At 40.3% G+C, this 13384-nt stretch carries 6 protein-coding genes; 2 read left to right on the top strand and 4 right to left on the bottom strand.

Annotated elements, in window-relative coordinates; genetic code table 11:
• Positions 1-475: 475 nt before the first annotated feature.
• Positions 476-5500 (bottom strand): YadA-like family protein, encoded by a 5025-nt coding sequence (locus L3V46_RS17510; RefSeq protein ID WP_239046372.1) that lies wholly within the window; start codon positions 5498-5500, stop codon positions 476-478.
• 259 nt (positions 5501-5759) lie between these two features.
• On the opposite strand from L3V46_RS17510, the gene metH reads away from it, so the two are divergent.
• Together metH and L3V46_RS17520 are read left to right on the top strand one after the other, a co-directional pair.
• Positions 5760-9449 carry a methionine synthase gene (gene metH, locus L3V46_RS17515; RefSeq protein WP_034611049.1) on the top strand — a complete coding sequence of 1230 codons (3690 nt, stop codon included), beginning with the start codon at positions 5760-5762 and terminating at the stop codon, positions 9447-9449.
• Positions 9450-9672: 223 nt separating this feature from the next.
• The gene (locus L3V46_RS17520) at positions 9673-10674 is read left to right on the top strand and encodes a DUF2971 domain-containing protein (protein WP_239046373.1); all 1002 of its coding nucleotides are present in this window, start codon (positions 9673-9675) and stop codon (positions 10672-10674) included.
• Between the two features lie 100 nt (positions 10675-10774).
• Here L3V46_RS17520 and L3V46_RS17525 read toward each other — a convergent pair whose 3' ends face one another.
• The 3 genes from L3V46_RS17525 to L3V46_RS17535 all read right to left on the bottom strand — a co-directional run bounded on the left by L3V46_RS17525 (position 10775) and on the right by L3V46_RS17535 (position 13380).
• Entirely contained in the window at positions 10775-11143 is a 369-nt protein-coding gene (locus tag L3V46_RS17525; RefSeq protein ID WP_239046374.1) for an endonuclease domain-containing protein, read from the bottom strand.
• Between the two features lie 272 nt (positions 11144-11415).
• Entirely contained in the window at positions 11416-11709 is a 294-nt protein-coding gene (locus tag L3V46_RS17530; RefSeq protein WP_004819352.1) for a cold shock domain-containing protein, read from the bottom strand.
• A 144-nt stretch (positions 11710-11853) separates the two neighbouring features.
• Positions 11854-13380 (bottom strand): DHA2 family efflux MFS transporter permease subunit, encoded by a 1527-nt coding sequence (locus L3V46_RS17535; protein WP_239046375.1) that lies wholly within the window; start codon positions 13378-13380, stop codon positions 11854-11856.
• Positions 13381-13384: the final 4 nt, after the last annotated feature.

Raw genomic sequence — 13384 nt, forward strand, 5'->3', positions numbered from 1 at the left:
TACACCAAGAAAATCCATACAATTTTTACAAAATATTATATTTCAGACTGAAATAATATTTGTAATATTTCAGACCAATTTAAGCTATTCATCATTTGGCATTGCTATTTTTCATGAAATTTATGACAAATTGATGAAAAAACAAACATGCTGTTAAGTTTATTTTTAAATATTTTCCCATAAACCCTATTTATCAAATCTATACAAGTTTAACCCCAACAATCTGCCTTTCGCTAAAGTACCCAACATCAGCAATAAATCGCCTTTCATTGCATGTGGCAGTCCCATAAAGCGATCATCCGAACAAAGGTTCACACATTGTGAAAAGCTTGCATTAACACACCAATCCATCGTGTACTTTTCAATGTCTAAGTTGCATAAAAAACTCAGCGTTTTGTAAACACTGAGTTTTTGACTTAAGACCATCCCGAAAGCTGATCCTGAATGTAAATTGAATACTTGTGTCTAATTAAAATTATTTCCACTGATAACCCATAGACACGGCACCACCAATATTGCTACGACTGTCAGCAGAAGCACCCATTTTCCAGACGATCTTATTGCTGTCAGTAATGGCACTCACCCCGATTGCCACAGCAGTTTCACCTCGGTAACCCGAAACACCCGCACTAACCATACTCATACCCGCTTCAGTGGGTTGTGGTAAGTTACCTACCGCCATCGCACCTGCGATACCTGCATAAGTATCGTTACGCAAGTCATCCATGTTTTTATTGGTGTCATAGAAAGCTTGTTCCAGATTACTTACCCGAGTATCTATAGCGCCCAAGGCATCCCCTACATTATGGAAGGTTCCCCCTGCGACATTGTAGGTCGGTGCACCAATCGAACCATCTTTGTTCAGTGTGGAACCGCCACCTAAGTGTTGCGCCACACTGCTATTGGTTTGGTGTAATTGTGAACCGTTAATAGCATCCGTAGAGCTTGAGCTAATTTCACCATTTGCTAAACCACTGACTTTATTTGTTGTCCCATCAATCGTGACTTTACCCACACTGACCTTATTCGCTGTAACTTGCTGTGCTGTGACTTGATTCGCAGTAACAGAATTTAACTGAATATCCTCTGCTAAAGCCACTTGATAGTTATTTGAACCATCCGCATTGGTGCTACTGTTTACAACCGTGTTCTTACCTGCAGACACGCTGGTTTTAGCACCGGCAACCTGTCCATGTATTGAAGCAATCGCATCATGTACATTGTCTTTACCTGTATTTCCAATATTACTGGTTTTGATCGTTCCATCTGGATTAACTTTTGCATTTCCACCCAATGCATTTGCAACACTTTCAGCGGTGTCATGCAATTGACTACCATTAATGGCTTGATCAGAATCAGCACTCACCTTACCGTCAGCCAAACCACTGATGGTATTGTTTTGTGAATCAGCCTTAATATTACCCACCGTGACCGAATCAAAACTGACATCATCTTTGGTTGCAACTTGATAATCGGTTGAGCCATCTGCCTTAGTGGTTTTGGTTACTTCAGTATTTTTACCTGCACTTACAGTTTCTGTAGAACCTTTAGCTTCATTGGCTTTAGACATTGCAGCCTTTAATTGTGCAACATTGACCGCGTCTGTATCTGCCGTACCCGCTGCTACACCAGTAATTTGACGAGTGATCCCCCTTGAGACATCTCCCACAGAAAATGCTGCTGCACTACTTCGCCATGTACTCCCAGTATTGCTAGAACCAAACCCTGTCAATGGATCAAAGCCAGCGATACCCGCCGCAGTATTAGCAACTGAGCCTTTACCAAGAGCAACACTACCTTCCAGCTCGGCACGTGTATCCGTTCCAATCGCAACCGCATCTTTACTCTTGGCTGATGAATTAAGACCAAGCGCAGTAGCACCATCTCCTTTTGCACTCGCACCAACACCTACTGCTACAGCAAGCGCTCCACTTGCACCATCATTATTATAATTACCCGCTTTGTTACCAGCATCATTGATACTCACATAATGAGTCGTATCCCCTGCACCAGCATAAAGTTTTTCAACCGCTTGGTTTGTGGCATGTAATTGTGAACCGTTAATAGCATCTGTACTACTGGCACTAATTTCACCTGCAGCTACATTGATGATTTGTCTTTCACCACCGACTTTACCGACACTGACGACACCATTGGCTGTTGATCCTACACCTGCAAAGGCATAATCCTCGCCATTAATGCTGACTTTATCTACAACAGTAGCTACACGATCTGTGGATGCGTTACCTAAGACCACACTGTTGGCTTGGGTCGTAGTGATTGAACTGCCTAATGCAACCGTTTTGTCTTGTGCAACATTGTTGTTATAACCAATCACTACAGCATTTTCACCTGCTGCTTTACTCCCTACACCGACCGCCAGTGCATTTTTACCAGTTGCACCATCATTGTTGTAGTTATCTGCTTGTACACCATCATCATTGACGCTGACATAATGGGTTTTACTGTCTGCGATGGCTTTATTAGTTGCATAAAGTTGTGAACCATTAATTGCATCTGTACTGGTCTCACTGACTTCACCCGCGGTTAAACCTGTGATTTTACCTGTTGCGCTGTCGGTGATCACCGTACCCACAGTAGTCTTGTCAAAACTCACTTCTTTCGCAGTTGCAACGTTGTAAATACTTTGACCATTTTTACCTTGAGTTTCGGTCACAACAATGTTGTCACCTTCTACAACTTCAGTTTTTGCTGTCGCTGCCGATTTTCCAACTTCGGTAATTGCCTGATTGGTCGCATAGAGTTGTGAACCATTCACTGCATCGGTACTGGTTGCACTGAGTTGCCCCGCTGCAACATTGATGATTTGACGTTCAGCACCGACTTTACCGACACTGACCACACCATTACTAGCAGAACCTACACCCGCAAAGGCATAGTCCTGACCAAGAATGGTTACTTTAGATTCAGAAGTCGCTGCTCGATCTGTAGATTCATTTCCTAATATGACGCTATTATCTTGAGTAACGGTTACATTACTACCCAATATAGAAGTATCTTTGATATCTTTTAATGTATTATTACTCCCCAAAACACTATTACGACTACCTTCAGATATGCTGTTATACATACCAGATATAACATTGTAACTACCAGTGTATCCTCCTACTGCAGCACTATTTTCAATACGGTTACCAAAACCAGTCGCAAAGCTTTGTCCATCTGTAACATTATTATACATCCCAACACTGAGTGATTGGTTGCCTAGACTTGAGTTATAATATCCAACAGCAATCGAATCCCCACCTGTTGATACATTATTTGCTCCAAGTGCGACGTCCCCCATTCCTGCTTTATTGTTATATCCTACAGCAGTACCATTATCAGACTCATTCAATACACCTAATGCAACACTATATGAATTGGTATAATTACCTGATGTAGCTTTATTGTTCGAACCTAATGTAGCTGTGTTATTTCCATTAGATATATTATTGCTTCCCACAGCCACAGAATTTTCACCAAATGCAGTTGCATTTATCCCGACGGCTAACGAGTTTTTCCCTTTTGCGCCATCATTATTATAATTTCCAGTTTGCGTACCACCATCATTGATACTGACATAGTGGGTTTGACTGTCTGCGATAGCTTTATTAGTAGCATAAAGTTGTGAGCCATTGATTGCATCCGTACTACTCGCGCTAACTTCACCCGCAGCAACATTGATAATTTGACGTTCACCACCCACTTTACCCACACTGACGACGCCATTGGCTGCTGAACCCACACCTGCAAAGGCATAATCCTCGCCATTAATCGTCACTTTATCTATAGTAGTTGCAGCACGGTCAGTCGATTCATTCCCCAAGACAACGCTGTTGGCTTGAGTTGTTATGACATTATTACCGAGGACTTGAGTATTCTCTTGAGCAACTGTATTTTTATTGCCTAATACAGTCGTATTCTTGGCATTATTCAGTGTATTTTCGTTCCCGAGAACACTATTTTTCTCACCACCAGTAACCGTATTACCAAAACCCGCAGTCAGAGACTTCATACTGTCTATAATTTTATTAAATGCACCAACAGCTGAACTATATTCACTTGCACTTGAAATCTCGTTAGCGACACCAATACCTAGAGCACGACGACCTTGGATTGTATTATTGGCACCTAAAACTGTAGCTCGCTCTCCCTCAGCGATATTCCAAACACCAAATGCAGAAGACCATTGACCTTTAGTTTTATTTTCCGCACCGACTGCAATAGAACGATATCCCTCGGCATTGTTATAACTGCCTACTGCAACACCAGAGAAATCTTTTACAGTATTGTTAGCACCTAAAGCTATAGCTTCATTACCTGTAACATTGTTATTGTGCCCAATTGCAGTACTAGAACTTGCGCTATTACTTAGGGAATTATTATTACCAATCGCAATACTATTTGCAGCATCGCTGGTGACATTACCAATAGCAATTGCATTCTCACCAACCGCCTTAGCGCCAATGCCCACAGCTAAAGCATTTTTACCCGTCGCACCATCATTGTTGTAATTGTTAGCTTGAGTACCCTCATCATTAACACTAAAATAATGAGTTTCTGTGGCTGACTGAACCGCTTTCAGTTGTGCTACATTTACAGCATCAGTATCTGTTGTCCCAGCAGCGACATTTGTGATTTGACGTGTATTACCCACACTACCTACGCTGACTGCACCCAATGTAGATTGAGTTGCATTTATTGCATCTTTTTGTGACTGATTTGCACTGGTTGGCACATAACCTGCTACACCGGCTCCAGTATTTGCTACTGAATTTGCTCCAAGAGCAATGCCATTATCAACTTCAGCCACACTTCCTGCGCCTACTGCTGTAGAACCTTGAGCACTGGCTTTGGCTCTGGATCCCATAGCCGTGGCATAAGCTTTACCAATCGTATCTGGGTCAGTACCTGCTGAAGGTTGACTAAAAGAATCTGTACCTGCGAGTGCACTATAACCATAGGCTGTACTTTCCTGACCGACTGCCAATGCACCATTACCCATTGCTGTGGCTAATTTATTGGCATAAGTACCTTGCCCCAAAGTTGTACCGTCAGTATAGGCAATTGCTCGATTACCGAGTGCCATACTATTAAAAGCTGTAGCTACAGTATCAAAACCTAATGCTATACTTTGGTAACCTGCTTGCGCATTATTACCAATCGCAACACCTTGTAAACCCGTCACATCGGCATTATTTCCAATTGCTACACCTGAAGCTCCAATACTGCTTGAATCAGGTCCAATGACGACTGATCCACTCGCAACAGCTCCATCATTATTATAATTACCGCTTTGCGTACCACCATCATTGACACTCACATAATTGTCAGCCGCTGCGGTCATACCTGACATAGTCAATGCTGAAACTGCCAATAACGCACCTGCAACATTTGTTTTAGCAGAAGATCGTTTACCCCGTGTCTTAGATACCTCAGAAATCGCACACCAAGTGCCTAAAGATTCATTCCAAACGATTTTATAGACCTTATTCATAGTTTTATCTCACATTTATAATAAATTATGTGATTAAGTTAACACTTAAACTTGAAGTTTCAACATTTTTTTAGGCTTGTGCAAAAAAATCATGTATTACCCTAAATGCATGATTTTTTAGAATGAATTATTTGAATTTTTTTAAATTGTCTAGATCAAAAATCTGTCATCAGGAAGTGTGTCAAGATTGGTACCTTGAAAGTCTACATTCTGATAACATATCGGCTATTTTTAAAATCCGATTTTATTGAGAGTTTTAATGTCCACGCTTACCACGTTAAAAGAGCTTCTTGCCAAACGCATCCTAATTATTGATGGTGCAATGGGAACTATGATCCAACGCCATAAACTGGAAGAAGCTGATTACCGTGGTGAGCGCTTTGCTGACTGGGCATCTGATTTAAAAGGCAACAATGACCTTTTGGTGTTAACTCAGCCACAAATTATTCAAGGCATTCATGAAGCTTACCTAGATGCTGGTGCTGACATTATTGAAACCAATAGCTTTAACGGCACACGGGTTTCAATGTCTGACTATCACATGGAAGATTTAGTCCATGAGATTAACTTTGAAGCTGCCCGTCTTGCCAAAGCTGCTTGTGAAAAATACTCAACCCCTGACAAACCACGTTTTGTCGCTGGGGTATTGGGGCCAACATCACGTACCTGCTCTATCTCACCAAATGTGAATGATCCAGCATTTCGTAACATTACCTTTGATGAACTCAAAGAAAATTATATTGAAGCCACGCATGCTTTAATTGAAGGTGGCGCAGACATCCTTCTCATTGAAACGGTGTTTGATACCTTAAACTGTAAAGCAGCAATTTTTGCAGTAAAAGAAGTCTTTAAACAGCTTGGCCGTGAATTACCACTGATGATTTCCGGCACAATTACCGATGCCTCTGGTCGTACCTTAACAGGACAAACTGCAGAAGCATTCTGGAACTCTGTGCGTCACGGCGATTTATTGTCGATTGGATTTAACTGCGCCTTGGGTGCAGATGCCATGCGTCCACATGTCAAAACGGTATCAGATGTTGCCGATGTTTTTGTTTCAGCGCATCCAAACGCTGGCTTACCGAACGCATTTGGTGGCTATGATGAAACACCAGAAGAAACAGCAGCTTTCTTAAAAGAATTTGCTGAAAGTGGTTTGATCAATATCACTGGTGGCTGTTGTGGTACTACGCCTGACCATATTCGTGCTATTTATAATGCGGTTAAAGACATCCCACCACGCAAAATCCCTGACATCAAGCCTGCATGTCGCCTCAGTGGTTTAGAGCCATTTAATATTTATGACGACTCATTGTTCGTCAATGTCGGTGAACGTACCAATGTCACGGGTTCTAAAAAATTCCTCCGTTTAATCCGGGAAGAAAACTTTGCCGAAGCACTTGATGTTGCATTACAACAAGTGGTTTCAGGCGCACAAATCATCGACATCAATATGGATGAAGGAATGCTCGATTCGCAAAATGCGATGGTACATTTCCTAAATCTGGTTGCATCTGAGCCTGAAATTTCTAAAGTACCGATCATGATTGACTCCTCTAAATGGGAAATCATAGAAGCAGGGCTAAAATGTGTACAAGGTAAACCTGTTGTTAACTCGATTTCCTTAAAAGAAGGTTATGACGAGTTTGTCCATAAAGCACGTTTGTGTCGTCAATATGGTGCAGCTGTCATTGTGATGGCATTTGATGAAACCGGTCAGGCAGATACTGCCGCACGTAAACGTGAAATCTGTAAGCGTTCTTACGATGTGCTCGTGAATGAAATCGGTTTTCCTGCGGAAGACATTATTTTTGACCCGAACGTTTTTGCTGTTGCAACAGGGATTGAAGAACACAATAACTATGCTGTGGACTTTATTGAAGCAACAGGCTGGATTAAACAAAACTTACCACATGCCATGATTTCTGGTGGTGTGTCGAACGTATCGTTCTCTTTCCGTGGCAATGAACCTGTGCGTGAAGCCATTCACTCTGTATTCCTTTACTATGCCATCAAACAAGGCATGACCATGGGAATTGTCAATGCGGGTCAAATGGCCATCTATGATGATATTCCTAAAGAGCTGAAAGCCGCTGTTGAAGATGTCATTCTTAACCAAAATCAAGGTGACAGCGGTCAAGATGCAACAGAAAAATTGCTTGAAGTTGCTGAACAGTACCGTGGTCAAAGTGCCGCTCAAAAACAAGTTGAAAACCTTGAATGGCGTAATGAACCTGTTGAAAAGCGCCTTGAATATGCACTGGTCAAAGGGATTACCAGCTTTATCGATGAAGATACTGAAGAAGCCCGCTTAAAGTCCAAACGTCCACTTGATGTGATTGAAGGTCCATTGATGGATGGTATGAATGTGGTCGGTGACTTATTTGGTTCAGGTAAAATGTTCTTACCTCAAGTGGTCAAATCTGCACGCGTGATGAAGCAAGCCGTAGCATGGTTAAACCCATACATTGAAGCTGAGAAAACAGGCAGCCAATCCAAAGGTAAAGTGTTGATGGCGACTGTAAAAGGCGATGTACACGATATTGGTAAAAACATTGTCGGTGTTGTACTGGGGTGTAATGGTTATGACATTGTTGACCTTGGTGTCATGGTGTCTTGCGAGAAAATTTTACAAACTGCGATTGATGAAAAAGTCGATATTATCGGCTTATCAGGTTTGATTACCCCATCACTTGATGAAATGGTATTTGTTGCAAAAGAAATGCAACGCAAAGGTTTTAAAATCCCACTGTTGATTGGTGGCGCAACCACATCGAAAGCACATACCGCAGTAAAGATTGATCCGCAATACTCAAATGATGCAGTGATCTATGTTGCCGATGCTTCTCGTGCGGTGGGTGTTGCAACCACCCTACTGTCTCCTGAAATGAAACCTAAATTTGTCGATGAACATCGTGCTGAATACGAAAAAGTACGTGAGCGTATTGCCAATAAGCAACCGAAAGCAGCTAAATTGTCGTATACAGAATCCATTGAAAATGGTCTAAAAATTGACTTTGCCGCCAATCCACCAGTAAAACCAAACTTTATTGGTTTGCAAACCTTGACCCATTATCCACTTGATACATTGGTGGAATATTTTGACTGGACACCATTCTTTATTTCTTGGAGTTTGGCGGGTAAATTCCCAAAAATTTTACACGATGAGATTGTTGGTGAAGCTGCAACTGATTTATATAATCAAGCTCAGGCGATGTTAAAAGACATTATTGACAATAAACGTTTCGATGCGCGTGCCGTTTTTGGGATTTATCCTGCAAATCGTTCAGACGCAGACTCTGTTGAGGTCTTTAATGAAGATGGTCAATCTGTAACCCATACCTTCCAGCATATTCGTCAGCAATCAGATAAAGTCACAGGTAAACCGAATTTGTCTTTGGCTGATTTTGTTGCAACCAAAGCACAAGCCGAAGACTACTTGGGTGGTTTTACCGTTTCAATTTTTGGTGCGGAAGAAATGGCGCATGAGTATAAAGCCAAAGGGGATGATTACTCCGCCATTCTTGCTCAGTCATTGGGTGATCGTTTTGCTGAAGCATTTGCAGAACATTTACATGAACGTATTCGTAAAGAGTTCTGGGGGTATCAGGCAGATGAACAACTCTCTAATGAAGAATTAATTAAGGAGAAGTATGTCGGTATTCGTCCTGCACCGGGCTACCCAGCTTGCCCTGAGCATTCTGAAAAGGCGTCTTTGTTTGATTGGTTAGGCACCACAGATAAGATTGGTACGCAATTGACCAGCAGTTTTGCAATGTGGCCACCATCAAGTGTCAGTGGTTTCTACTATGCCAACCCACAGTCTGAATACTTTAACGTGGGTAAAATCGCGTTAGATCAACTAGAAGATTATGCAAAGCGTAAGAATTGGACTTTGGATGAAGCCAAACGTTGGTTAGCGCCGAATTTGGATGATTCGATTGCTTAGATTTATTTAAATCTCCCCTAACCCCTCTTTTCAAAGAGGGGAACTGCGCGTCTCGATTGAATTACGTGAAAGCTCGTCCCTGAACAAGTTTTAAAGTATTACTTTAAAACGAAGTGTAAGAAAGGGAGATTGTAAGGAGTAGATTTCAACAAATACTACTCTTGTATTTTCATACAAAACAAATATATAAATACGAATTATATAATCTAAAAGAAATTAACGTATGCTTGTATACAAATATCGTGGTGGGGCATTTGAAAGAGATTTAAAATCTTTAATGAATAATGAGTTTTGGGCTTCAAATACCAAGCAACTCAATGATCCTTGCGAAGGGTTTATATCTATTAAAGATTATCAACAACAAATTAATAACTTTAAAAATATTTTTTCTCAGCAAAGTACTAATATAACTTTAATTGAACAAAGTTTAAAAAACATTATAAGTATGAAAGATACTAAGCTTGGAATACTTTCTTTAAGTAAACGTTATGATGATGAACTTCTTTGGGCACATTATGCAGATAGCCATAAAGGTTTTTGTATTGAATATGATTTAGAAAGGTTGATCTCAAAGCAAAATACAAAACATAAATTTTTTGATGTCCAATATTCAACTCAAATTCCTGCCCTAAATTTTTCAGAAATTTTAGATCAGAATAATCCTGATGCTTTAATTAAAATCATGTTAGGTTTCAAATCGCAAAGATGGGAATATGAAAATGAATTGCGAATTATTACAGAAAATCAAGGCTTAAATACATATGACTACAGAGCAGTAAAAGCCATTTATTTTGGATTAAAAACTCCAAAAGATGAAATAGAGCAAGTAATGAAAACATTACAAGGGCGAAGAATTAAATACTTTCAAATAGAATTAAAATCTAATTCTTTTTATTTCAAAGTGATACAAATAGAGGATAAGTTTCCAACTGATATAAAATACAAATATTCAATAGCATCTATTGGTCATTTAGCTGTTGATCCATCAACATTGAGATCAGAATATCAACAATACTCACCTTATTTACAGAGGTTAGCGGAAATTATTCGCCGAGAGCCTGATTGCGATGAAGTTAGTTATATTGATCTTAGTCACACTAAAAGTACTTTAGCTAATCCTATCTTTTTTGCTCAGTATAAAACTAAAGAAAATGGGCTTCTAATAACATTACATTATTCTTTAAAGGAAATTGATGAAGAGTTTAAGTTGATTGATGATCTCTAAAATACTCAATCCCTCCTAACCTCCCGTTAAAAAGAGAGGAATAGCTCGAATCGACGACCATCATCCAATTCACGGCAGGTCCCCCTTATCAAAGGGGGATTTAGGGGGATTCTAAATGCTGACTCGCCACATCAAAAATCTTCGAAATCACACTATCAACTTCCAGCAAAATTTTTCCATTATCAAATCTTAAGATAACTAAGCCTTGCTGAGTCAATGCTTCATCACGGATACGATCAGCTTCTAAACCCTCATCTGTATAATGCTGCCCACCATCGCATTCAATCACCAAATTTATAGCAGGACAGTAAAAATCGACGATGTAATTTAAAACCGGTTTCTGACGATAAAACTGTAAACCTAAAATTTGCTTACGCCGTAACTTTGACCAAAGCAATAATTCTGCATCCGTCATATTATTTCTAAGATCACGAGACAGTTGTTTTAAGTTTTTGTTGTAGGGTTGCATTGCTGTTCTTCTTTTTAAATTTATTTAATCTTTTCCAATTGCCCGTTCTTGCACTTCATTTTCAGCAAGCAATATTGCGAATCCAATACTATCTAAAATTTGCAACATTCACCTCTTAAAAAAAGGGAAACTGAGATTTTAGCAGCGTAATGGAATATTTTTATATTAAAAAACCAATTCCCCTCATACAAAATCCCTTCAATTAAAGGGATTTATCTAAAAAACTACAATCCAATAACCCAAAAATAAAATGGCCTAAATCTATACGCCTATTACTTTCTAAAATTAGACAATAAATTATTGGTAATCGACTTATTGTTTTCAACAATTCTGGTCTTTTTGGCTTTTGCTGATTGATCTTCAACACGCTCAATTTTGGTTGCTTTTAACTTGCCGTTATTTTCAACAACGATAAATTTAACTCTCTCATTTCGCTTTGGCTCACCCTCTGCAAGCGGAAAATCAGAAATATGAAAGAAAATATCTTGCTCAAGTCCACCAATAAAGCCAAAGCCTCTATCGGCATCGTATTGTTTAATTTTTCCTTGCTGGAATTCAGGCTTCATACATATTACTCATCGCGGTACACAATCGCTGTATTATACCCTGATCTTGATCAATAGATAAAATGGCAAAAAATAGTCTCGCTTCATCTTAATTACAGCCATAAAAAAGCCCACTTTTCAGTAGGCTTCTATACAACTTAAATTCTAATGTGCATGCCCTGCGCCGACATTCCCTTTCGGTTTTGGACATAACCAAATAATCAATCCTGCAAAAATAAAGATCATCGCAAAAATCAAAAACACATGATTAACCGAAAGCGTTAAAGCCTCTTTATCCACCAAGTTGGAAATGGTACCCAACGCCATTTCAGGACTAAAGCCACTGTTGACCAAGTTACGTTGTGTTTCCTCAACATGCATAGTCGACACGATTTCACTGCGTGCCAGCTTGGTATGATCATCCCAAATGGTCACCGCAATAGATGCGCCAATTGCGCCTGCCATGGTTCGCATAAAGTTCATCAAACCTGCAGCAGAAGCCACTTCATCTGGGCGTACCACGCCTAAAGCGATATTAGACAGTGGGATAAAGAAGAATGGTACCGCAAAACCTTGGATAATCTGTGGTAATGCCAGTGCCATAAAGTCAGCATCACTGGTCCAAAATGAACGCATTAATGTGACGCCACCCAAAATCATCAGCCCAAAACTGGACAAGGCTCTTGGGTCATATTTAGTCGCAAGTTTGGCAACCACAGGCGACATCATCAAGCTACCAAAGCCCATTGTCGCAGTCAGATAACCTGCCCAAGATGCGGTATAACCCAAGTTAATCTGTAACCATTGTGGAATAAGCACAATACTGCCAAAGAATGCCGCAAAAGCAAAAGCCAATGAGATTGTTGCGATGGTAAAGCCACGGTATCGGAAAATTTGTATATTGACGATGGGATGTTTTTCATAATATTCCCAGATGAAAAAGGCGATAAATCCAACCACCAAAATCACAGCCAAAATACAAATAAAGCTGTTATTAAACCAATCCCGCTCATGCCCCAAATCGAGCATTAACTGTAGTGCGCCAATCCAAACGATCAGCAGCGTTAAGCCAATGGTATCAATCGGGAGTTTAGCAATTGGTGTTTCAGCAACTTTTAATAGACGCATCACCCCAACAGCGCAGATCACACCCACTGGAATATTGATAAAGAAAATCCAATGCCATGACCAGTTATCACTGATCGTACCACCTAAAATAGGGCCTAGAATCGGTCCAACAACCGTCGTCATTGCCCACATCCCCATTGCTTGGGAATGTTTTTCGGGTGGGAAAATACGCATCAACAAAGTTTGACTAAGTGGCATGATTGGACCACCAAATAAACCTTGTCCGATACGACAGATCACTAACATCGCCAAACTATTGGATAAGCCACAAAGAATTGAAAATGTGGTAAAGCCAATCAGACTGATGGTAAATACCCGAACAGCACCAAAACGTCCTGCAAGCCAACCGGTTAAAGGTACACAGATGGCTTCAGCAACGGCATAAGAGGTAATCACCCAAGTCCCTTGAGAACTTGATACTGCTAAACTTCCGGTAATATGGGGCACAGAAACATTGGCAATGGTCATATCCAGTACGACCATAAAATTGGCAAGTGCTAAAAAGAAGGCGGCGAAAAGTAAGCGCCCACCTTTAAGCTCACTTTGAAACGTTGCTGTATTCATAAGT

This window comes from Acinetobacter sp. AG3 (assembly GCF_022343575.1).
In the GTDB taxonomy this organism is placed as follows: Bacteria; Pseudomonadota; Gammaproteobacteria; order Pseudomonadales; family Moraxellaceae; genus Acinetobacter; species Acinetobacter guillouiae.